Origin of the sequence: Acinetobacter sp. YH12144, assembly GCF_013418345.1 — a bacterium.
Lineage (GTDB): Bacteria > Pseudomonadota > Gammaproteobacteria > Pseudomonadales > Moraxellaceae > Acinetobacter > Acinetobacter amyesii.
This window is the reverse complement of sequence record NZ_VPCD01000016.1, coordinates 23,887-45,718: the sequence shown is the minus strand read 5'-3', so window position 1 is coordinate 45,718 and position 21,832 is coordinate 23,887. Positions and strand designations below refer to the sequence as shown.

The 21,832-nt window shown below is 41.9% G+C and carries 24 protein-coding genes; 3 read left to right on the top strand and 21 right to left on the bottom strand.

Translation table 11 applies throughout. From position 1 onward, the window contains the following. Window positions 1-2: 2 nt before the first annotated feature. From panB to mazG, 5 genes are all read right to left on the bottom strand, one after another. Complete coding sequence (gene panB, locus FTU79_RS11625) at window positions 3-812, bottom strand: 3-methyl-2-oxobutanoate hydroxymethyltransferase (RefSeq protein WP_180050160.1); 810 nt, start codon at window positions 810-812, stop codon at window positions 3-5. 46 nt (window positions 813-858) lie between these two features. Then, window positions 859-1,344, bottom strand: coding sequence for a 2-amino-4-hydroxy-6-hydroxymethyldihydropteridine diphosphokinase (gene folK, locus FTU79_RS11620; RefSeq protein WP_180050157.1), 486 nt, complete (start codon window positions 1,342-1,344; stop codon window positions 859-861). Next, on the bottom strand, window positions 1,341-2,810 hold the full coding sequence (gene pcnB / locus FTU79_RS11615) for a polynucleotide adenylyltransferase PcnB (protein WP_180050154.1): 1,470 nt from the start codon (window positions 2,808-2,810) through the stop codon (window positions 1,341-1,343). Before pcnB ends, folK begins: the two co-directional genes overlap by 4 nt. A 134-nt stretch (window positions 2,811-2,944) precedes the next feature. Then, window positions 2,945-3,376: a ComEA family DNA-binding protein gene (locus FTU79_RS11610; protein WP_180050151.1), complete on the bottom strand. Its 432-nt coding sequence runs from the start codon at window positions 3,374-3,376 to the stop codon at window positions 2,945-2,947. Beyond that, complete coding sequence (gene mazG / locus FTU79_RS11605; RefSeq protein ID WP_180020991.1) at window positions 3,354-4,148, bottom strand: nucleoside triphosphate pyrophosphohydrolase; 795 nt, start codon at window positions 4,146-4,148, stop codon at window positions 3,354-3,356. Before mazG ends, FTU79_RS11610 begins: the two co-directional genes overlap by 23 nt. 104 nt (window positions 4,149-4,252) lie before the next feature. On the opposite strand from mazG, the gene FTU79_RS11600 reads away from it, so the two are divergent. Both FTU79_RS11600 and FTU79_RS11595 read left to right on the top strand, forming a co-directional pair. Then, window positions 4,253-5,029, top strand: a complete 777-nt coding sequence (locus FTU79_RS11600) for an SDR family oxidoreductase (RefSeq protein WP_180005383.1) — start codon at window positions 4,253-4,255, stop codon at window positions 5,027-5,029. Between the two features lie 165 nt (window positions 5,030-5,194). Continuing rightward, on the top strand, window positions 5,195-5,614 hold the full coding sequence (locus FTU79_RS11595) for a hypothetical protein (RefSeq protein WP_078192655.1): 420 nt from the start codon (window positions 5,195-5,197) through the stop codon (window positions 5,612-5,614). Between the two features lie 86 nt (window positions 5,615-5,700). Here FTU79_RS11595 and FTU79_RS11590 read toward each other — a convergent pair whose 3' ends face one another. Continuing rightward, window positions 5,701-6,342 (bottom strand): 4'-phosphopantetheinyl transferase superfamily protein, encoded by a 642-nt coding sequence (locus FTU79_RS11590; RefSeq protein WP_180050147.1) that lies wholly within the window; start codon window positions 6,340-6,342, stop codon window positions 5,701-5,703. Window positions 6,343-6,619: 277 nt separating this feature from the next. On the opposite strand from FTU79_RS11590, the gene FTU79_RS11585 reads away from it, so the two are divergent. Next, a complete protein-coding gene (locus FTU79_RS11585; protein ID WP_180050144.1) occupies window positions 6,620-7,189 on the top strand; it encodes a hypothetical protein in 570 nt (189 codons plus the stop codon). A 76-nt stretch (window positions 7,190-7,265) separates the two neighbouring features. Here FTU79_RS11585 and der read toward each other — a convergent pair whose 3' ends face one another. The 15 genes from der to FTU79_RS11510 form a co-directional block, all read right to left on the bottom strand. Further along, window positions 7,266-8,675: a ribosome biogenesis GTPase Der gene (gene der, locus FTU79_RS11580; protein WP_111884742.1), complete on the bottom strand. Its 1,410-nt coding sequence runs from the start codon at window positions 8,673-8,675 to the stop codon at window positions 7,266-7,268. 173 nt (window positions 8,676-8,848) lie between these two features. Further along, complete coding sequence (gene bamB, locus FTU79_RS11575; RefSeq protein WP_078189607.1) at window positions 8,849-9,994, bottom strand: outer membrane protein assembly factor BamB; 1,146 nt, start codon at window positions 9,992-9,994, stop codon at window positions 8,849-8,851. Continuing rightward, the gene (locus tag FTU79_RS11570) at window positions 9,991-10,689 is read right to left on the bottom strand and encodes a tetratricopeptide repeat protein (protein WP_078189608.1); all 699 of its coding nucleotides are present in this window, start codon (window positions 10,687-10,689) and stop codon (window positions 9,991-9,993) included. Before FTU79_RS11570 ends, bamB begins: the two co-directional genes overlap by 4 nt. A gap of 30 nt (window positions 10,690-10,719) precedes the next feature. After that, window positions 10,720-12,015 carry a histidine--tRNA ligase gene (gene hisS, locus FTU79_RS11565; protein ID WP_180050142.1) on the bottom strand — a complete coding sequence of 432 codons (1,296 nt, stop codon included), beginning with the start codon at window positions 12,013-12,015 and terminating at the stop codon, window positions 10,720-10,722. Between the two features lie 3 nt (window positions 12,016-12,018). Continuing rightward, complete coding sequence (gene ispG, locus FTU79_RS11560; protein ID WP_180007218.1) at window positions 12,019-13,140, bottom strand: flavodoxin-dependent (E)-4-hydroxy-3-methylbut-2-enyl-diphosphate synthase; 1,122 nt, start codon at window positions 13,138-13,140, stop codon at window positions 12,019-12,021. Between the two features lie 23 nt (window positions 13,141-13,163). Continuing rightward, entirely contained in the window at window positions 13,164-13,958 is a 795-nt protein-coding gene (locus FTU79_RS11555) for a RodZ domain-containing protein (protein ID WP_180025979.1), read from the bottom strand. Further along, window positions 13,949-14,752 (bottom strand): type IV pilus biogenesis/stability protein PilW, encoded by an 804-nt coding sequence (pilW, locus tag FTU79_RS11550; protein WP_078189612.1) that lies wholly within the window; start codon window positions 14,750-14,752, stop codon window positions 13,949-13,951. The genes FTU79_RS11555 and pilW overlap by 10 nt, the downstream gene beginning before the upstream one ends. A gap of 15 nt (window positions 14,753-14,767) precedes the next feature. Continuing rightward, window positions 14,768-16,003, bottom strand: coding sequence for a 23S rRNA (adenine(2503)-C(2))-methyltransferase RlmN (gene rlmN, locus FTU79_RS11545; RefSeq protein WP_078189613.1), 1,236 nt, complete (start codon window positions 16,001-16,003; stop codon window positions 14,768-14,770). Between the two features lie 123 nt (window positions 16,004-16,126). Beyond that, a complete protein-coding gene (ndk, locus tag FTU79_RS11540; protein WP_078189614.1) occupies window positions 16,127-16,558 on the bottom strand; it encodes a nucleoside-diphosphate kinase in 432 nt (143 codons plus the stop codon). A gap of 109 nt (window positions 16,559-16,667) precedes the next feature. After that, complete coding sequence (gene iscX / locus FTU79_RS11535; RefSeq protein ID WP_078189615.1) at window positions 16,668-16,868, bottom strand: Fe-S cluster assembly protein IscX; 201 nt, start codon at window positions 16,866-16,868, stop codon at window positions 16,668-16,670. A 121-nt stretch (window positions 16,869-16,989) separates the two neighbouring features. Continuing rightward, window positions 16,990-17,541, bottom strand: coding sequence for a phosphatase PAP2 family protein (locus tag FTU79_RS11530; RefSeq protein WP_180050139.1), 552 nt, complete (start codon window positions 17,539-17,541; stop codon window positions 16,990-16,992). A 198-nt stretch (window positions 17,542-17,739) separates the two neighbouring features. After that, window positions 17,740-19,011, bottom strand: coding sequence for a glycosyltransferase family 4 protein (locus tag FTU79_RS11525; RefSeq protein ID WP_373685661.1), 1,272 nt, complete (start codon window positions 19,009-19,011; stop codon window positions 17,740-17,742). Between the two features lie 119 nt (window positions 19,012-19,130). After that, window positions 19,131-19,415 carry a sensor histidine kinase gene (locus tag FTU79_RS11520; RefSeq protein ID WP_168378455.1) on the bottom strand — a complete coding sequence of 95 codons (285 nt, stop codon included), beginning with the start codon at window positions 19,413-19,415 and terminating at the stop codon, window positions 19,131-19,133. A 57-nt stretch (window positions 19,416-19,472) separates the two neighbouring features. Beyond that, window positions 19,473-21,047: a 7TM diverse intracellular signaling domain-containing protein gene (locus tag FTU79_RS11515; RefSeq protein ID WP_168378454.1), complete on the bottom strand. Its 1,575-nt coding sequence runs from the start codon at window positions 21,045-21,047 to the stop codon at window positions 19,473-19,475. 369 nt (window positions 21,048-21,416) lie between these two features. Then, window positions 21,417-21,827: a hypothetical protein gene (locus FTU79_RS11510; protein WP_078189619.1), complete on the bottom strand. Its 411-nt coding sequence runs from the start codon at window positions 21,825-21,827 to the stop codon at window positions 21,417-21,419. Between the last annotated feature and the right edge of the window lie 5 nt (window positions 21,828-21,832).

Sequence of the window (21,832 nt, the reverse complement as noted above, 5' to 3'; positions counted from 1 at the left end):
TCTTACAGCTCAATTTGGAATGTATGTTCTTTGGCAGGGAAGCTACCATCTAATACGGCAGCATGATACGCCTTAAACGCATCCACAATTGCCGTTTCCCCTGCTTGCTCTTTCATAAAGTTGCGAACAAATTTCGCCACGTGACTAAACGTCAGTCCCAACATATCTTGTTGAACCAAGACTTGAGCATCCGTTTCTGCACCGGCACCGATCCCAATCACAGGTGTATTTGGGAATAATTCACTAATTTCTTTACCCACTTGGGCAGGAACACATTCCAAAAGTAAAATTGCTGCACCTGCATCAACCACAGCTTTACAATCTGCAATGAGTTGATCCGCGGTTTCGCGTGTACGTGCTTGCACTTTATAACCGCCAAACACATGAACCGATTGCGGAGTTAACCCTAAATGCACACACACTGGAATACCATTACGGGTCAATACTTCAACTGTTTCTGACAACCATGCGCCACCTTCCAATTTGACCATCTGTGCGCCTGCTTGCATCACGATCTTTGAATTCACCAAAGCATCATTCAAAGTGGCATAGGTCATAAATGGCAAATCTGTCAGAATAAACGCATGCTTATTGCCACGACGCACTGCCGCAGTGTGATATGCCATATCTTCAACAGTGACAGGTAAGGTTGAGTCATTACCTTGAATGGTCATCCCCAATGAATCACCAATCAGAATACTATCGACTTCAGCAACTTCCATTGCTTTTGCCATGCTCGCATCATAGCAAGTCAAGCAGGAGAATTTGCGGCCTTCCGCTTTAAATTTTTTCAAGTCACTTAGACTAATCATTTCAATATTCCTCAGATGACGGCTTTCTCAAGTGGTCATACAAAAATTAAAGATGGGCCCAGTTTCCTGCATCCAATACAGTTAAATTTGGATTATTCAAAATAGGTAAATCTTTTAATGGTTGTCCTTTAATCTGTAGATTCTCATCTAAATCCAATAAAGGTTTCAACACAAAATCACGTTCTAAAACACCAACATGAGGCACCGTTAAACGTTCATTTTGAATGTGCTGTTCACCGTAAATCAGTAAATCTAAATCCAGTGTACGCTCGCCCCAATGGCGTAGGCGTACACGCCCCGACTCTTGTTCAAAGCGTTGTAATTCATCCAACAAAGCCAAAGGTGCTAGATCAGTTTCTAATGCAACCGCTGCATTTAAATAATTCGGCTGATCTTGTGGCCCCATTGGTGGGCTTTGATACAGTTTTGAGACTTTCACTGTTCCGAGTGTTGCAAGTTTATGCACCGCTTCACTAAGGATCTGTAGAGAATCACCTAAATTACTGCCTAAACCAATATATGTCAGCGTCATTGTGTTGGCCCAAAAATAACCTGAGTCAAATCTCGTTTCACACGTTTACGTTTTAAAATCGGATGATCTGCACCAATTTCACCACTGGCTGACGCTGCAACGATTGACACTGTCTCTAGACTATTGGCATGTGATTTAGGCTTACGTTGACGGCGACTTCTGCTTTCTGGTTCATTCACAAGTGGTTCAATTTCAACTTGCTGATGTGCAGAAGTTTTCGTTTCCACATCTTCATGCGCCGCTTTACGACGACTCTTGGCACGTTGACGATTGTATTGGCTAATTGCCCGTTCTTTTTCGTCAGTGCTCATCTGCTGATAAGCATCCCACCACTGGCCCATACCTTGCGTGCTTATATCGCCCGATTTTTCACGCAGCAGCAGAAAGTCAAAGCCTGCACGGAAACGTGCATGACCTGAAAGTGCTTCAATTTGCTGTGGTTTTGGATTCAGCAAACGGGTTTGCATTTCCCAAACTTCACGAATAAATGTTTCGGCAAAGCGTGGAATAATGGTTCGTGTAGCCTGACGTTTCAATACATCTAAGCCTGCTTGAGCACGTGCTTCAGCAGGAACCACACCTTTATTCAGATAGAACGTACAACGTTCTTGGAACGGAATCCACAATAACACGGCATAGAAAAATGCAGGGTTAATGGTTTTCCCAATCGAAATACGTTGATCGGTATTTTTTGCAGCCAACTCAATAAATGGGGTTACGACTGGTTTGATATCTGCAAATAATTGATACCAAATACCAAAATCGATCAGCATCGGTAAGACGCGATTGAGATGCCCCATAGTAAAGAGTTTTTGTGACTCGTCGTATAACCGATGTGGAGACACATCACGCAGCAATTGAGTAAGTTCTGGGGTAAAGACATCCAGAATTTTTTCATCAATATTAAAGTTTAATTTGGCTGCAAAACGTAAAGTCCGAAGCATCCGCACAGGATCTTCTTCAAAACGGAGTTGTGGATCACCCAATAAACGCAACGTTTTATGTTTTATGTCATCTACTGCATGACAAAAATCTAGCACTTCGCCTTTGCGTGGTTGGTAATACATCGCATTGATCGAGAAGTCACGGCGTGCAAAGTCTTGCTCAATCGTACCCCAATTATTATCACGTAAAATCATGCCCGCAGCAGAAGTCACGGCTTTTTTAGGCGGCGCACGGAAGGTCGCAACTTCGATCAGTTCACGTCCTGAGTAGACATGCGCCAGCTCAAAACGACGACCAATAATTCGGCAACGTCGCCCGAAGACTTCTTTCACCTGAGCTGGTGTCGCATTAGTTACGGCATCAAAATCTTTAGGTGCATGACCCAACATTAGGTCGCGGACACCGCCACCCACGATATAAGCTTCATAGCCTGCCTTAGTTAAGGCATCAATCACATCTAAAATGGAAGAAGGTAATTGTGCGGTTGATAAACCACATTTGGACGCGCGCAAAGTTTGCAAAAGACGCTGTCTCCTACGTCTGAACGTAAAATTCTTAAGATGTCGCTAATGATATCTCTAACACAATCAAAGGGCAATTTGATTATCTCGATGCTCAAGCTGAGCTTAACCTAATTCTTTTTTTTACACTTCACTTAAAGTGCCAATTTTGCTTTATTTTTAGCAAACAGCGCAGGACCGATGCCCTTAACCTGTTGAATATCATCAATGCTTTTAAATAAGCCATTACTTTTACGATATTGCACAATTGCTTCTGCTTTTTTCTGACCAATTCCATGCAAAGTTTGCAGTTCATCGACTGAGGCTGTATTTAAGCGTACCTGATCTGATCGGCTATTTTGCTGAGTGCTGGGTCGTGACAAATAATAGTTGGCATTGCTGGGTGCAGTTGCCGATTTGGACTTAGAGGCCTCAGATTGCTTTTTTAATTGCTGATCTTGAGCTTGCTGCATGGCTTTCCATTCCGCGTAGCCCGAAGGGCTTTGAGCATAAGTTAAATCTGCCATTAAACTCAAAACCAAGACAAGTAGTTGTGTAAAGCATTTATTCTTTAGGATGTAGTGCATATTCAGCCTGTTGTTTTAATTGTTGTTTTGCCTGTTCCCATAACTGATCCATTTCAGTCAGGGACAAGTCTTCTACATGTTTTTGTTGTAATGTGGCCTGTGCTTCAATATAAGCAAAACGGCTTCTAAACTTATGAATGGTACTTAAAAGTGCCATCTCACTTGAGATGCCAATCTTACGTCCAACATTCACTAGAGAAAATAAGCAATCACCAAATTCATCAAATATTTCGTCGGATTTTTTGCCTGCCAAGGCCTCTTTTAACTCCCCTAGCTCTTCCTCAAGCTTGCCATAAGCCCCTTCAATATCTGGAAAATCAAATCCAATTTTCGCCACATTTTTTTGGATTTCATCTGCTTGGCTTAATGCAGGTGCATGTTTAACCTCATCTAATCTAGATGCTGATTTCCCTGCTTTTTCTTGTTGTTTAATCTGTTTCCATAGTGTTGCCACATCATCCGCATTGAGTGCAGAAAACTGCTCTGCCTGAAACACATGGGGATGACGGCGAATTAATTTATCTGTAATGGCTTGCACCACATCTTGAAAATCAAACGCGCCTTGTTCGCTATACATCTGCGACTGAAAAACCACTTGCAGCAACAAATCCCCCAGTTCATCTCGCACATCGTCAATCTGACCTGAACGAACCGCCGCTTCAACTTCATAGGCCTCTTCTATAGCATAACGAGTCAGACTTTCTGGGGTTTGCTTTTGATCCCATGGACATTTTTCACGTAATTCTTTCATCACTGCTAATAATTGTTCCATGTGAACTCCAGCTATTTACTCATCAGTACATTGTTTCGATTACAGAATTTGATATGCTCAAAATTCACTCAGGGAATGAGCAACTCAATTCAGGGAAGCATAACATGCAAAGTATTTTTATTAGCGGTGCAGGACAAGGGATTGGCGCAGCAATTGCACGACTGTTCATACAACAAGGCTATAAAGTTGGGCTCTACGACATTAACCAATCTCAAGTCACCTCATTAGCTGCTGAACTCGGTAGCCATGCCAAAGCTGGGCTTTTAGATGTGACACAACCAGAGCAATGGCAAAGCGCTTTAGCTGAATTTGTTGCTTGGGCAGGTCAGCTGAATATCTTAGTCAATAATGCCGGAATTCTGTATTCAGGCAGCTTTGAACATACGGAACTGTCTGCACACCACCGAACGATTGATATCAATGTCAAAGGGGTGATAAACGGTTGCTATGCGGCATTCCCCTATTTACAACAAAGCAATTTTGCTCGTGTGATTAACCTCTCTTCGGCTTCAGCTATTTATGGACAAGCAGATTTAGCCAGCTATGCCACATCTAAATTTGCTGTACGTGGGCTCACTGAAAGTTTGGATATTGAATGGCAAAAATACAATATTCGCGTTTTAGATGTGATGCCTTTATTTGTTCAAACCGCGATGGTGCAAGACATGGATGCCCAAAGCATTAAGAAAATGGGCGTCAATCTTCAACCGAGCGATGTCGCTCAGCAAATTTATACCTTGGTACAAAAAAAGGATACGGTCTTAATGGCCACACATACACCTGTGGGGATGAAAGCTAAATTTTTATTTAATTTATCGAAGTTTAGCCCGCAATTTGTCAACCGCTTAAGTAATATTTGGATTGCACAAAAACCCAAATAGCAACGTGTTACTAATCATTTAATTTTGCAATCATATTTGTACGCAAATTACACAAAGTTACACAATTGTCACATTTTAACAGGACAAAATTCCTTTTTTTGAATAATATTCACCCGCCCATTACTTTCGGGCGTTTATTTTCTAACAATAAAAGTGAATTATTTCATGAAAAAATTACTTGTTCTTGCAACTGTTACTTCTATTTCAATTTCTGCTTTTGCTACAACTCAATTCGCATCTTCAGAATTAAAAGCGATGGATTGTGCAACTCTTGCTGTTGAAAAAGCGAATGCTAAGCGCTCTTTAGAAGCTGCTGACAAAAACATTGCAAACATCCAAGCATCTGCTCAAGCGCCAGGCAAATCATTGAGCAAATTTGCTGGTTTAGCGGGTGGCGCTCTTGCTGCTTTCGGTGGTAACTCTGAAAAAGCTGCTCGTGCAGGCAACATTGCAAACAGCTTGGCTGGTGAGCAAGATACTTCTGATGCAGGCAACCTTGAACTTCAACAAGCGAACAAATCTGCTGCTCAAGCAAACATCGACAACATTGGTATCTACCAAGGTTCTAAAAAATGCAAAATCTAATCTAAAGCCAGTTTAGATTGATTTAAAAAAAGCCCTGTTCAGCCAGAACAGGGCTTTTTTCATGGTGATTTATATGTCATACCGATTTATAAGACATTCAACTCAATATTAGGCAAATGAAAGCCTCGGCAAGATTGTTCACTTTCCCATGCCACCGTCAACATCACATGCGGTAGTTGAATATTCTGATAAGCAAAAGTGCCAATTGCGGGATGGCTACACATCCCACCATTCTGCTCAGGATGACACTGTGTATTCAGTTCATTCAGGTTCACTCGAATCCCTAAACCTGACGCTTTAAGTACCGCCTCTTTGGTGGTCCAAACTTTAAACCAAAAATAAGGATCATGCTCACAACTGTCCCAATTGAGCAATTCTTCGGGATGAAAGCTATGTTGAGCCATCGCATCAAAACGAACTTTTCGATTTAAATCCTCAATATCCACACCAATATTGGCGATTTTTTCACTGCTGGCCAAAACATAATGCTGCTGGCTATGACTATGATTAAAATGAAAATGTGGCAAATCAGGAAGAAAAGGCTTACCAAATGCAGACTTTGAAAAATCTGAATTTTCAACTGACCTATTTAGCCGCTGCGCAAGTAATTGATTGCGATATTGGTAAATGGCTTGTTTACGCACGGCAATTACCTCTTGACGACTCAAGCCATGCGGCTCCACAAAGAAGTCAGTAATTGCAATATATTCAAGCTGAATTTTCGCCATAAGTTGTTGATCCAATATCTTTTACACTACGTCCATGACGCTATATTTTATGCGACACTCCGACACAAAATACACCACATTACAGATGAGCGCATCGGTCCTTTGACTCGTCGAGATTTTAAAACTCAGTTTAAAAATATTTCTAACCACTTAAGAAATACTTAATATTATAAATATATTCAAATACTTAAGTATAATAAATATTTCAAATACATCTTCAATTAGATAAAATACTCTAGATTCTTATAACTTTAATTTAAAACTCGGGGTAAACCAGATGCTAAGAAAAATCACCTTAATCAGTTCACTTTGTGTCCTACCATGTTTCGCTCAAGCAGGTTTATTGGATGCGGCCGTTGCAGTGATGGGTGCCAAAAATGGCGCGATCATGGACCAAGCTGAAGCACGTATGAATCAAAGCCGTCAAGAAGCTGCCTATGCCGTAGCTCAAGCAGACCGTGGCTATGCCTCAAATTTCAATCAAGCTAGCCAAACCAACAATAGTGTTTATAGTACCAGTTATTTAAAAACCTTAGATTGCACTGACCTGAGCGTTGAGCGTAAAACCTTTGAACGTACTTTAGAAGCATCGCAACTGGCATTAAGCCAAGCGTCTGCACAGCAAAATAATCAAGTTTCAAAATGGGCAGGTCTTGCTGGCAACGCGCTATCCGCATTTTCAGGTCAATCTGAAACAGCGGCGCGTATGGGACAATTTGCTACAGCTTTTTCTGGCAATAAAAATACACAACAGGATAGCAGCAGCGCACAGCAATCCATGGAAGTTGCTCAAGCCAACCTGGATAATATTGATATTTACCGCCAAGCTAAAAAGTGCAAAAACTAATTTCTACATCTTTTTAGATGAATGAAGTGAAATAAAAAAGCCTGCATATCCGCAGGCTTTTTTTGCTCATTCAAACTTAGCGTTTGAATTTCTTTTCAGCTTTTTTGAACTTCTGAACATAACGACGTTTACGTGCAGCCGTACGCTCATCGATTTGCGACTTACGACCCTCAAATGGGTTATCAGAGGTTTTAAATTCAATTTTGACTGGCGTACCTTCAAGTTTATAAACTTTACGGAACACGTTTTCTAGGTAACGACGATAGTCATTTGGCGTTTTATCAACTTTGTTACCGTGAATCACAATCGTCGGTGGATTTTGTCCGCCCATATGCGCATAACGCATTTTGATACGACGACCTTGAACCATTGGTGGTTGGTGCGCATCCGTTGCATCATTCAAGATTTGAGTGATTTTCGCAGGTGATACTTTCAAATGAGAAGAATCATAAGCACGGTGGATCGATGGATAAAGATCACCAACACCTGTACCGTGAAGTGCAGAAATTAAGTGAATTTTTGCCCAAGGAATAAAGTCAAAACGACGTTCAACATCTAATTTACACTGTTTACGGTCGTAGTCAGACATGTTGTCCCATTTGTTGATGGCAATCACCATCGCACGGCCTGCTTCAAGCGCATAACCGATCAAATGCAAGTCTTGCTCAACGATCCCTTCACGTGCATCGACAACAATTACCACAACATGCGCATCTTTCATCGCTTGTAAAGTTTTCACAATCGAGAATTTCTCGATCATTTCGTCCACTTTACCTTTACGACGTACACCCGCAGTATCAATTAACGTGTATTTACGACCATCACGTTCAAATGGAATATAAATTGAGTCACGTGTAGTACCCGGCTGGTCAAATGCAACCACACGGTCTTCACCCAACAAACGGTTCACTAAAGTCGATTTACCCACGTTTGGACGACCAATAATCGCTAAACGTAAGCCAGTGTCTTTATCGTGTTGTTCTTCACTTTCATCTTCAGGTACATCAGCCAACACTTCTTCAAGCATTTGCTGAACACCACGACCATGGCTGGCAGCCACTTGAAGTGGTTCACCCATACCCAATTTGAAGAATTCAACTAAAGCTGCTTCGGCATGTACACCATCAACTTTGTTGGCAACAAGATAAACTTTTTTTCCTAGCGTACGTAAGTCACGTGCAATTTGCTCATCAGATGCCAATAAGCCTGCGCGCGCATCGACCACAAAGACAATAATATCTGCTTCATTAATGGCAGTTTTTGACTGTTCTGCCATGTACGAGTCGATACCGCCCTCAGTTTCGCCAATACCCCCAGTATCAACGACGATAAAGGATTTATTTTGATAAGTCGCGTCACCATACTTACGGTCACGAGTCAGACCGGCAAAGTCAGCAACGAGAGCATCACGGCTCTTGGTTATCTGGTTAAACAACGTTGATTTTCCGACGTTCGGACGACCAATGAGCGCAATTACGGGTTTCATAGATTAACCTTTATTCCAGATCAGCCAGTTTGGTCTGGTCTGAACATCAGAAAGCTTAGGAAGAATGGAAATAGGATAAATGCCTAAAATAAATAAAAACACGGGGCATTGATGATTCAATCCCCCGCGTTAAAAATACGGTTTGGCTTATTTTAACATAAGCCGCAGAAAAATTAACGGTTCTGCCAAATGCTTAATGCACCCTTACGTGTCGACACATATAATTGGTTGTCAATCACACGTAGTGAACGTACTTCACCACTGGTTTTAGAACGACCAACCAACTCACCTGTCGCTGGGTTGATTAAGTGAAGTACACCATCCAGATCACCAACCACAAGGTCTTGACCTAACATCACTGGGTTACTCAAATTACGATTAAGCAATTGGTCATTTTCCCACAATGTTTGACCCGTGGTAATTTCATAAGCCACAATTTTACCATCAGTTTGTGTCACAAAGACACCATTGCCCGCAACTTCAGGACGCTGAATGCTGCTCGCATCATTGCTCCAGATCACTTGTTGTGAGGCAAGATCAAGCGCTGTCACTTGGCCTTGGTAACTGGTGGTAATTAAAAATTGACCTGCTACAGTTGGCTCACCGTCAATATCAATGAGACGTTGTACATCTGAACGACCGTCTGACACTGCAACACGACGCTGCATTTTCGGAATACCGCTCAATGCATCAATCACATAGATATAGGCATTTGAAGAAGCGATGAGAACATGACGCGCATCGAGTGATACCGGTGCTGCCATACCACGTAAACTAAACTGCACATTTGGCAAGTTATAGGTCCAAGTTTGTTGGCCCGTTGCCACATCGTTTGCGTATACCGTACCATCATTGGTGACTGAAATAACGCGACCTGCTTGAATCAACGACGGTGAAAGTAACGCGCCGGTTAATTGCGCAGTCCACTTTTGTTCACCTGTTGCCTGATCCAATGCAAATAATTGACCTTTTGCATTACCGACAACCACAATACCGTCAGCAGCTTCTACACCTGCAGTCAAACCTTGTTTAGAGATTTTCTTCTGCCATAAACGCTCTTTGCCTTTGTAGGCTTGAACTTCACCGTTAGGATTTACGCTAAAAACAACGCCGTTATCTGCATCCATACGTAAACGCAGTGGATCTGCTTCTTCAGTTGAAGCCACACTGTTTGAAAATACAGGTGCTAAAGTTTTTGCCTGTTCCAATTTTGGTAAAGGATTTGGTTTTACTTTTTCTACTTTTCCTTTATTTGCACAACCAGCCAAAGCAAGTGTTAAAACTGTCAGCGCACAGGTAATTTTGTATTTTCTATTCATTCAGTTGCTTCCACTTGTGTATCTATAATCGGACGTTCAATTTCAGGATCATCAACTAAAACGCCTACACTTTCGAGTTTAATTTGTAAAATTTGACGTTCTTCTTGTCGCTCAACCAAAGCATCCCATGCACTTTGATAAACTTTCTTTGCATTTTCGATATCATTTTTCGCAACATAGACATCGCCACGGGCTTCATCTGCAGTTGCTTGAAAAGCAGGTTCTTTAACCGCTTCTAAAGTTTTTAATGCTTCATCAAATTTCTTTTGTGCCAATTGTGCATACGCTAAACGTAATTTCACCAATTGAACTAAGCCCGCATCGTCAACTTTTGAATTTTCAACTTTTTTCAAAGCTTTTTCAGCGTTGGCATAATCCGCTTTATCATACGCCAATTTTGCCATAAGCAACTGAGTTTGGATGGCTTGTGGCGAATCTGGCGCTTCTTTTACAATTTTATCTGCAGTCGCAGAAAGTTGTGTAAAAGCGTCACCCGTCGCCGACTGAGCATCATCCATTAACTGCTGGACTTTGGCTGTTTGCATTTGCGATTCAGCCAAAGTTTTCTTCTGCCAGTATTCCCATCCGAAAAAGGCAATCAACGCAATTAAAATGCCGCTAACAATGGCAGAGCCATATTTTTTAGCAAACGATTTTAAATTATCAAGTTGTTCTTCTTCACTCAATGCGCTCATGAAATTACCTTTTTCCTTATGTTATAGGGATTATTTTGAAGAAATTTTTTCGATAATGAAGGCAACAAAGTCTGCCACATTCACTTCGTGTTGTTCTGCAATCGCTAGCTCTTTTACCAGCACTTGCCCTGCTGCTTGCTCACGTTCACCGTAAATCACAGCAAATAAAGCACCCGATTGGTCAGCTTTTTTCATTTGCGATTTCATTGAACCTTGTGAACCAACTTTTAAGCGAATGTTACTACCCGCCTCTTCAAGTTGATCACGTATTTGTTCAGCAAGCACCAACGCTTTACCTTGAGTTGCAGGATCTGAAACCAAGAATAGCTCACAGTCACGCACTGGGGTATTGTCTTCCACTTGTTCAAGTAGAAGAAGCAAACGCTCCATACCCATTGCAAAACCAACAGCAGGCACCGACTGGTCTGCTTTACCTTTAAGCTGACCGACTAAACCGTCATAACGACCACCAGCACATACCGTTCCTTGAGAACCTAAGTGTGTAGTTGTCCATTCAAAGACCGTTTTATTGTAGTAGTCGAGACCACGAACCAATTTTTGATTGATCACAAAACCAACACCAGCATCAGTCAAATACTGCTGCAATTGAGCAAAGTGAGCCAACGTTTCTTCACCCATAAAGTCGTGAAGTTTTGGCGCATTTTCCAAAATGCTTTGTGTTTTTGCATCTTTAGAATCCAAAATACGCAGTGGATTCGTAGTTAGACGACGCTGTGAATCTTCATCTAAGTCATTTTTATGCGACTCTAAAAATTCAACCAATGCCGCACGATAGGCAGCACGTTCATCAGACTCACCTAAAGTATTAAGTTCTAATTGAACTTTATCTGCAACGCCCATGCGTTTCCACAAACGCGCAGTCATTAAAATCAATTCTGCATCTTGATCTGGTGTTGCAACACCAAAGGTTTCTACGCCAAATTGATGAAACTGACGGTAGCGACCTTTTTGTGGTTTTTCATAGCGGAACATTGGGCCGACATACCATACACGCGGTGTAGCACCACGAAGTAAGTTATGTTCAAGCATTGCACGTACACACCCTGCTGTTCCTTCTGGACGCAAAGTCAAAGACTCAGGCGGATTACCTTTGTCTAAGAATGTGTACATTTCTTTTTCAACGATATCCGTTGCATCACCAATAGAACGTTTGAACAGATGAGTCTGCTCCACAATCGGCAAGCGAATTTGCTGATAACCATAAGCATCCATCAGGCTAGATAGATGCTGTTCTAGACGTCTCCATGCAGGACTTTGCGTAGGGAGAATGTCATTAAAACCTTTGATTGCGACGATTGAACTCATGATCTACTCAGAAAAACTTGTGCGAATAATCTCTTTAGCTTTAGCGTCTTCAAGATCGCTAACACGTTGACGAACCATCGCTTCGATTTCGTCAACCAACTGATTTGTGTCAATTAAATGGCTCTTTTCGCCATTACGATACACCAGTGAACGCGGACTTGCACCTACTACACCAATATCGGCTTCTTTGGCTTCACCCGGACCATTTACTTTACAACCAATCACCGATACATCCATTGGGGTACGAATATCTTCTAAACGCTCTTCCAATGTTTGCATGACTTTGATGACATTAAACTCTTGGCGCGAACAACTTGGGCATGCAATAAAGTTAATGCCGTTTGAACGTAAGCCCAATGATTTTAAAATATCAAAGCCAATTTTGATTTCTTCTTCAGGCTCTGCGGCCAATGAAATACGCATGGTGTCACCAATGCCTTCCATCAACAAACCGCCTAAAGCGATAGCAGATTTGACTGAACCCGTGCGGTAGACACCTGCTTCAGTCACACCTAAGTGTAATGGGTTATCAATTTGTGCAGAAAGTAATCGGTAAGCATCCATCGTCAGAAAGACATTGGATGCTTTGACTGACACTTTAAATTCATGGAAATTTAAACGGTCTAAAATATCAATATGGCGCATTGCAGATTCAAGCAAAGCCTGACCTGTAGGCTCACCATATTTCTTTTGAATATCTTTTTCCAGTGAGCCTGCATTGACACCAATACGCATTGAAATGTCATTGTGCTTCGCTGCCGCAACCACTTCACGAATTTTGGCTTCAGAACCAATATTACCCGGGTTAATACGCAAACAATCTGCACCAAGGTCTGCAACACGTAAAGCAATTTTATAATCAAAGTGAATATCGGCAACCAGTGGCACTTGCACACGTTTACGAATTTCACCAAAAGCTTCAGCAGCTTCCATACTCGGTACAGAAACACGCATGATGTCCGCACCGACGTCTACACAGCGCTGAATCTGTGCCACGGTCGCTTCGACATCACAGGTTTCAGTATTGGTCATACTTTGGATGCTAATCGGCGCATCACCACCGACATACACCGAACCTACTTTAATTTTACGCGTTGGACGGCGCTTAATTGGATTTTCAATCATTGTTCAGTCTGCTCTGTTGTCCCTTAACGTGATAAACGGAAATCTGCTTTGCCGTTTACGGTATATGGTGACAATGAAATATTTTCATTATTTAAGCTTAATGACACTGCTGTTGCATCATCCAAACGAATTTGGAATGGTGTTTCACCGTTTAAGTTGAGCGTCGATGCTTGACGACCTGTCGCCAACACCTTACCCGTCGAATCAACAATATGTACTGAAGTCGGGCTACTGAAGGTCAATGTCAATTGATCGCCACTGACCGCTGCATTTCCGCCATTCATGTCGAGGACTTGAACTTCTGAAGCGACATCACTGGTCACAGCGTCTTCATTATCGCTGCCCGAGGTCATGCCTTGAATCGCTGCCACGATCGCACCAATGACCACCAACACCGCCAATGCAATCAGACCACGTTTGATCCATTTACGATTACGGTCACGGTTAGAACCGGGTAATTTACCCATAATTTTAATCGGTGAATTGTTTAACGCGTGATTTGGCAACAAACCCGTATCGTTAGCATAAATATCATCAAAACGTTGAATGATATTGGTTGCATCAACTTTTAAATATTTGGCATAAGTGCGGTAGTAACCTTTAATAAAGGTCGCTTCAGGCAATGACTTATAATCATCTTGCTCAAGTGCAGTCAGTGTTTTTAATGGAATATTGAGTTCTGATGCGACAGCTTCAAGTTCCAGTTTTTGCGTAATACGTACTTGACGTAAATACTCACCTGGGCGTTGTACATTTCCTAATGCATTTGGAGCTACGCTCGAACCATTCGATTGCGGTGAATTAGGATTTACTTCCATACGGCCTCAGTACTGTACTGTAATTGCAAATAGCGTTGGTATTCAGGACTTTCTGGGAATAAAGCACGTAACTGGTTAACCAGTACTTGCATACCCAAATTGTCGCCATTGGCACGCGCTGTTCGAATGCCAATCCAGAGTGCACGCGCACCCTGATTTTTTTGTCCTACTGCACGTACAAATTGTTCATACATTTGTGTGGCAGCAGGGAACTGCTGATTCAAATAAAAGATTTCAGACAACTCTAACATTGAAACATAGGAATCACGATTAGCCTGCAAAGCTTGTTTGAATGATTTTTCAGCATTCGCCACATCACCCACTTTCAGGTAAATTCGACCTAAATTTTCCAATGCTTTGAAACGTTGATCATAACCTAAAGTTGAACCTGCGATGCTGAACTGTTCAATCGCATCATTATAGCGCTCAACTTGATATAAATACGTACCGTAGTTGTTACGTGCTTGAGAATTTTTTGAGTCTGCTGAAATTGCACGCTTAAAATAACTATCTGCTTTTTCTAAGTTGGCTGGACTGCCTTCTCGTTGTAGTAAGACACCCATCATCATATTGGCTTGGGAATCGCGAGAATCCACCTCTAAAGCCTGATCTAATGCACGTTTAGCAGAGTCCAAATCCCCTGCTTTCAGGTGTTCAACAGCCAATTGCGTTCTGATTTTTACGGCTTTCTCTGGGTCTTTTTTCCCAATCTCAGGCGTTTGACATGCTGTTAATGCCAAAACCGATGCACATAAAGCTGAAACGAAAGTGAACTTATACGTTAACTTTTTCAATTGGCTGCCTCTTTATTATCCTTGTGAGCGCAGTATCTCATTTTGCTGCGCAACTTTCTTTTTCCATTGCTCCGCACGACGAGTACGGTCAGCAACTTGCCCCACGAGTTGTCCACACGCAGCGTCGATATCATCACCACGTGTCTGACGAATCGTACACACAAAACCGGCATCAGACAAAGTTTTTTGGAAAGAAATAATACGGTTACGGCTTGAACGACCGTATGGCGCATGCGGGAACGGGTTAAACGGAATTAAATTAATTTTGCTTGGTAGGTTTTTCAACAGCTTTAACATTTGCTGTGCATGTTCAGGATGGTCATTTACACCATCTAACATCACGTATTCGATGGTCACGTGTTTACGCGAACTTTCATTACCATCTTTGGCGATATAACGCTGACACGCTGCAATCAATTGTTCCAACGGATATTTTTTATTGATCGGAACAAGTTCGTTACGTAGTTCATCATTTGGCGCATGGAGTGAAATTGCCAAGGCTACATCAATGTCTTGTGCCAATTGGTCAATTTTAGGTACCACACCTGATGTTGATAAAGTCACACGACGCTTCGACATGCCATACGCAAAGTCATCCAACATGATACGCATTGAATTCAATACAGCATCATAGTTCAACAACGGCTCACCCATGCCCATCATCACCACGTTGGTCACTGAACGTTCACGATCCGCAACTGGCACATCTTCCATATAAGAGAAGTTCGCCATCCAAAGCTGTCCAATAATTTCAGCTTGGCTCAAGTCACGTTGAAAACCTTGTTTCCCAGTTGAACAGAATGAACAGTCCAGAGCACAGCCCACTTGTGACGAAATACACAAGGTCTTACGTGCGCCGGTTTTATCTTCTGCAGGAATGAGTACAGTTTCAACCAATGAACCTGCACCATCACCTACACGGAACACCCATTTACGAGTACCGTCTTTTGAATAATTTTTATGCACCACTTCAGGCGCTTTAATTTCACAAATCTTTTCTAGTTTTTCACGCAATTTACCAGAAATATTGGTCATTTCAGCAAAATCAGTCACGAAGAACTGATGAATCCATTTCATCACCTGCCCAGCACGGAACTTTTTCTCCCCCATTTCTTCGAAGAATTTTTCCATTTGTGGACGTGACATGCCCAGTAAATTCACTTTCTCCACAGTGTTTTGCTGCGTCGGAGCGGATGGAGATTGTTGCTGTGCATCAGAAACAGCTGATGTAGCGACTACTTCAGTACTCATGTGTAATTACCTAAACCATGTCTAAAGATCAAAGGAGATGCTCAGTATTTGAGCGAAGAATTATTCAGAGAATAAAAAAACCAGACAAGCAGTATACCACTTATCTGGTTTGAATACTTCGAATTAACGAGTACGTGGAGCGATCTCAGTTTGAGCGAAGAAGTAGTTAACTTCACGATCAGCAGATGCTACAGAGTCAGAACCGTGAGCAGCATTTTCGTCGATGCTTACAGCGAAGTCTGCACGGATAGTACCAGGAGCAGCTTCTTTAGGGTTAGTTGCGCCAAGGATTTCACGGTGAGCAAGAACTGCGTTTTCGCCTTCAAGAACTGAAACTACAACTGGACCAGAAGTCATGAATGCAACTAGGTCACCAAAGAAACCACGTTCTTTGTGCTCAGCGTAGAAGCCTTCAGCTTCAGCTTGAGTCAAGTGTTTCATTTTAGTTGCAACGATTTGAAGACCTGCTTTTTCGAAACGAGCAAAGATGTCGCCGATGTGGTTTTTAGCAACTGCGTCTGGTTTAACGATAGATAAAGTACGTTCAATAGCCATGAGAGGCTCCTTAAGTCAATTTGACGTGAAAAATTTGCCGCATTATACCGAATAATGCGCTATTTTCTGCTTTTGCTATACAAAAAAATTGCTTTTTTCGATGTAGGGATTAACTTGCCTCATCAATCCAGGCCATCTGAATTCCCTCAAGCAGACCTTCAGTCGACTTTTCAGGGTCATCAGTGAAATTTGGCAATGCACATACCCATGCATGTAGGTCAGTAAAGCGAATCCATTGCGGATCAACATCAGGGTGAGCTTCATACAGCTCAATTGCGATATCAATGGTATCTGTCCAGCGTAAACCCATGGGTCTTCCTAACATCGTCTATAGAATGATGGCTTACTTTAACAAATTTCAGCAATTCGACGTGATAAACCCTTTTAATTTTTTTATTACCAGATTTTGCAATTGAGATCTCCACATCAAACTATAAAACCAAACCAAAAAGAGGTGCACAGAGAATAATAACAGCACCGATGGCAGCGCCTATTGCAGCACCGACTGCGACATCACTGGGGTAATGCAAACCTAAGATCATGCGGGATAATGCCACCAATAAGCTAAAAGGCAACATTAACACCAACAGCATGGGTTGAATATAGCCCAGCACTGTTGTTGCCATGACCGCATGTAGAGTATGCCCCGATGGAAAGCTAAAATGATCTAGAGGGCGTTCACCTAAGCGAATCACTTGATGCACTTGGTACGGTCTTGGGCGCACAGTTTTCTTTTTGAGGAGTTTATAGATCGAGGTGCCGACTGAACCACCCAGTAATACATAGATGATTTGTACACTGTAGGAGATACCCTGCACGATCCAAACCGTCGCCAACATGACATACCAAAACACACCATCACCAAGTCGACTCACCATTTTAAATATGTCAGCGACAACTTGTTGATGCGAAAAATGATTGAGATAAATACAGCCTTTTAAATCGAGATGCAGCATTCTTGTTTTTGCATTTTTAAAATTCATCGCTAATCTCCTATCTACAATCAAAGCCTGACTGTGTTGGGGTTGAGCTAGATTTGTGTTGTTATTTTTACAAGTTGAGATCTGTATTTGACTCAGCTTAAGTTATATTTTTGACAGTGCAATGATGCTTTGATGACAGTTCAATGAATATTGGTTATGAGGATGCTCAACTTTTCTATACAACCAATAGCGCTAGCTTCATTGGCTCATCATGGCTTGATCCACCACGCGATATAGCGCTTGCTCAAATTGCTGTACAGGATATTGCCAACCAATTTTAGCTGCGTCGTTTGCCGCCTCGATGCCCATGGTTTTTAATTTAGCGCGTTGCGGTAATTGCTGCATGAGGCGAATAAATTCATCGGTTCGAGATAAATGACATAACCATCCCGTTTGCTGATTTCTCACGTGCAGTTGGGCACATGCAGCATTATATGCAATCACCGGCAATCCGCTGGCCATTGCCTCCAAAACCACATTACCAAAAGTCTCAACCTGACTTGCGAAAACAAAAACATCCGCACTGGCATAGGCTTCCGATAAAGCCTGACCACTTAAACTTCCCATAAAAATAACATCTAGGGATTTTGCCAGTTGCATTAATCGCTCACGATCTGGCCCATCCCCCACAATGACCAATTTCGTTCGTGCATCCATGGTCAACATCGAACGATAGGCTGAAATTAAAACATCTACCTCTTTTTCAGGAGATAGCCGACCGACATAGAGCATCACGCGGGTATGTTCATCTGCTTGCCACTGTTGTCTCAGTTCTGCTCGATAATGTGAGGGAGAAAATCGACTATGCTCCACACCTCGCCCCACCACCACCAATGGACAACTAAAACCTAATCGATGCAGGGCATCCGCAGTATCTTGGCTCGGGACACAGGTGAGTTGAGTATTGTTATGAAACCATCGTAAATAATGTTGTACAGGCTTCATTAAAAACGCTAAATCAAAGAATCGACTAAAATCATGAAAGGCCGAATGAAAACCACTGGACACAGGAATCTGTAAAGAACGCGCCAGTTGAAGCATAGCAAATCCCAAAGGCCCTTCAGTGACTATATGCACAATGTCGACTTGGGCTTTTTTTAAAGCTTTACTCAGCTTGATCAATTGCGGCCAGCCAAATTGTAAACCTGAATATCTAGGAATCGACTGCGCTCGAACCAAACACTCTTGATCAGGTTTGAAATCCTGACAACTTTCGGACTGTTCAGGACGTATTAAAAATATTGAGTTGCCTTGTTGCTGCAAGCCCTTACACAGTTGCAATAAAGAATGTGCAACACCATTAATTTCTGGCGCCCACGTATCTGTAACAATGGCGATTTTTAGACCTGGACGGATTAATGTTGAGACCGTTTGCACATCCATTCGTGATTGCATATGCTTAAATTGGAACTGAAATCGCGCAGGTTCATCCTGCATACGCCCTAAATTAATAGCCGATTCTGTCATGATCTTACATGCTTCTTATAAATGTATAGTCACAGTTTAAGCAGCAGTTTTTTGCATTTTGATGATTATTTGATGACAGTTTATTGAAAAAAATTGACTAATTTCTTCTACAAAATCATGATTTATCCGTAATTTTTAATCACTTTTAAAATCGTCTGACCCGCACGAGAAGTGATTTGCATATCTGCGTTCATCCGCTCTAAATGCCCACTCATACTACGAAGCCCCACACTCAAACCGGCTTGATTGACCAAATTCACATCAAACCCCACACCATTGTCTTCTACTTCCATTATCAATGCCGAGTTTTCATAATAAATCCGAATCTGCACCACGGTCGCATGACTATGCTTCACAATATTGGTTAATGCTTCTTCGGCTACACGCTGTAGGGTTAAACATTCCATTGGAGTAACATCCACTTCCCATTTTGCAGGAACTGACCATTTAGCGTGTATATCGAGCTAATCAAATAACTGATTAAAACGGTGCCTAAATGGTGCCATCCATAACAATGGGGTTTCAGGCAGTTTGGTGCCTAAACTTGAACCGCTATCAATGATATGTCGTAAATCATCTCTTAAAATTTTCAACATCGATAAAAATTGCGAATTGGTCAGATCTTTGGAACTCTGCTCAACCGATGCCATTGAACGAACCAAGGAGCCACCTAAGCCATCATGTAGCTCATGTGCAATTTGAATACGCTCTTGCAAGCGGGTATTTTCCATTTCTAACTGATAATGATTTTGTAGGGTATGCGTCAACTCTTCCTTTACTTGAGTGACCGTTGTTGCCAACGTTTGATTAAACTTTTCAATTCGTCTCACACTTTTAGTCAAGCGTAGTGCAAAAATAATCGCCACACCCAAGGTTGTTATCGGGGAAGCATATGCCGAAATCAAATCCCCTTCATTCATCATTAAGCGCCAACCGTCATGGGCACCAATTGGGACATAAATCAACAACATAATCCCTGCCAGCAACTTGGCTTCAACTTGTCCTGATTTATAAGCAATCCACGAAAATGTCAGGCAATTCAGCATATAGCAAGCATAGCCCACCATAAAACTCAAATCTAAGACAGGTTGTACCAAAGACTGTGGTGTAAAAAAAATCAAGCAACCCAATACAAAAACAGTCATCCCCATGACTTTTTCAAGACGTGGAAATTTTCGTCCTGCAAAACGCCAAGGATAGAGACAAGTCGCTGTCGTAAAACAAAGAAAGATAAAGATATGCAAACGATAGAAATCTAGCGTTGAAAGCCCCCAAAGCGTCTCGGTAGCTAAAAGTTGCCCAACGTATAGCACCCAAAGAAAACTGGTTATGGCATACCAACCAAAAGCGTTCTCTTCGCGTCGAAACAGCCAAACCAGCCCCGCAATGATCCCCAAGATAAACTCAAAAATAGTGGTGTAGCTATGCAAGCCTCGCATAGCCAACCAATGTTTTTCATACACTTTGGTATTATCGTGATAGCGGTTTAAACTAACCTCACCAAGCCCTGGATTCAGTGCATTGACGCCCACCACTCGTATCAGCACTTCATTCTGACCTTGCTTTAGGCTGTTGGGTGGAATTACCCATTGCCGAGGCATATTCCAACTTCGTGACAAAGGCTCTTGTAATGAATCATCCTGCCAAAACAGCTGACCATTCAAATACACTTGCCCTGCCATATTGATGTAACTCACCATCAAAGAAAGCGGATCTGAGCCTGCATCTTGACACGTGTATTGCCATTTCAAGCGATACCAAGCTGTGCCAGAATAATTATCCCAACGATCTTTCCAACGATCTGGTAACTTTTCTATCGTTTGCCAATGCTCATGCCCGGTCAATTCTCCGCTTGGCATCTGCGCCTGAGCGACTTCTTGACTGACTAATTTTGACTGACATGATTGGGCAATAGCTTGTGGACTTAGCCCAATTGCACCAAATACAAGACAAAGAACGGTAAATTTCAGCTTTAAAGGTTTAATTAGAGAAATGAGGACATTTAAAAATGTCAGACGTGTTTGAACGCAATACGCCAAGCACATCGAACCTTTTTTCCGACATGCGCAACTTGGAGCATTTGAATGATAGCGATTCAATACTGACCTTCCCCGTTAGCCGAAATAAAATGGCTAAAATAAAAACAAGATCACATATTAAACCTATGAACTCTAATAAGAAAAACTTTTTCTGAATTATTTATTCTTAACGCTATATCGATATTTTAACATCTCGAATACTCAAGACATTCACATCCAACTTTATATTTGCAACAGAGAATGGAGCTACTTAGATTGAAGCTAGAGACTCACATTAATATCTATACTCAAGCTTCAATCTAGCGACATGAACTTAGCACTCTGCATATAATCACCTTAACCATGAAATAAAATCACTCGCTAAGCCTCTCAAAACACCATATTTACAAAGACTGTATCGCGGTAGATTCCTGCAGGTGTCGTTGCATTCACTCGCTCCACCAAACGCACAGCAATCACATAGTTATTTTTGCCAGCGCCTTGCTCTGTAGAAACATTCCACAGATTTTCCATCGCACCTGAAACAGTCATTCGTGTTTTGAGCTTAATCGGGCCATTCGTCACAAAACTACTGCCCGAAGTATCCTGCAAATTACGGCTATTAAAGCGTATGCGGTATTTACCGGAACAATCGACACTAAATGAACTCGCCGCTTGACTATTATAGTAATTCGCCAAGCGCATATTGGTTTCACTGATTCGTCCCATTTCACAACGACTCGGTGCAGCAAATGTTATTGAACTAAATAACGCTGCTGAGATGAGTAAAATACTTTTCATTGGAA

Bases quoted from the DNA above. Each gene is read 5' to 3' on its own strand.
- FTU79_RS11555 (WP_180025979.1), bottom strand. From the start codon at position 13,958: ATGGAAGTAAATCCTAATTCACCGCAATCGAATGGTTCGAGCGTAGCT.
- FTU79_RS11585 (WP_180050144.1), top strand. From the start codon at position 6,620: ATGCTAAGAAAAATCACCTTAATCAGTTCACTTTGTGTCCTACCATGT.
- FTU79_RS11595 (WP_078192655.1), top strand. From the start codon at position 5,195: ATGAAAAAATTACTTGTTCTTGCAACTGTTACTTCTATTTCAATTTCT.
- mazG (WP_180020991.1), bottom strand. From the start codon at position 4,148: ATGGAACAATTATTAGCAGTGATGAAAGAATTACGTGAAAAATGTCCA.
- hisS (WP_180050142.1), bottom strand. From the start codon at position 12,015: ATGAGTTCAATCGTCGCAATCAAAGGTTTTAATGACATTCTCCCTACG.
- FTU79_RS11600 (WP_180005383.1), top strand. From the start codon at position 4,253: ATGCAAAGTATTTTTATTAGCGGTGCAGGACAAGGGATTGGCGCAGCA.
- FTU79_RS11590 (WP_180050147.1), bottom strand. From the start codon at position 6,342: ATGGCGAAAATTCAGCTTGAATATATTGCAATTACTGACTTCTTTGTG.
- rlmN (WP_078189613.1), bottom strand. From the start codon at position 16,003: ATGAGTACTGAAGTAGTCGCTACATCAGCTGTTTCTGATGCACAGCAA.
- panB (WP_180050160.1), bottom strand. From the start codon at position 812: ATGATTAGTCTAAGTGACTTGAAAAAATTTAAAGCGGAAGGCCGCAAA.
- FTU79_RS11610 (WP_180050151.1), bottom strand. From the start codon at position 3,376: ATGCACTACATCCTAAAGAATAAATGCTTTACACAACTACTTGTCTTG.
- FTU79_RS11530 (WP_180050139.1), bottom strand. From the start codon at position 17,541: ATGAATTTTAAAAATGCAAAAACAAGAATGCTGCATCTCGATTTAAAA.
- iscX (WP_078189615.1), bottom strand. From the start codon at position 16,868: ATGGGTTTACGCTGGACAGATACCATTGATATCGCAATTGAGCTGTAT.
- bamB (WP_078189607.1), bottom strand. From the start codon at position 9,994: ATGAATAGAAAATACAAAATTACCTGTGCGCTGACAGTTTTAACACTT.
- folK (WP_180050157.1), bottom strand. From the start codon at position 1,344: ATGACGCTGACATATATTGGTTTAGGCAGTAATTTAGGTGATTCTCTA.
- der (WP_111884742.1), bottom strand. From the start codon at position 8,675: ATGAAACCCGTAATTGCGCTCATTGGTCGTCCGAACGTCGGAAAATCA.
- FTU79_RS11520 (WP_168378455.1), bottom strand. From the start codon at position 19,415: ATGGAATGTTTAACCCTACAGCGTGTAGCCGAAGAAGCATTAACCAAT.
- FTU79_RS11510 (WP_078189619.1), bottom strand. From the start codon at position 21,827: ATGAAAAGTATTTTACTCATCTCAGCAGCGTTATTTAGTTCAATAACA.
- ndk (WP_078189614.1), bottom strand. From the start codon at position 16,558: ATGGCTATTGAACGTACTTTATCTATCGTTAAACCAGACGCAGTTGCT.
- FTU79_RS11570 (WP_078189608.1), bottom strand. From the start codon at position 10,689: ATGAGCGCATTGAGTGAAGAAGAACAACTTGATAATTTAAAATCGTTT.
- ispG (WP_180007218.1), bottom strand. From the start codon at position 13,140: ATGATTGAAAATCCAATTAAGCGCCGTCCAACGCGTAAAATTAAAGTA.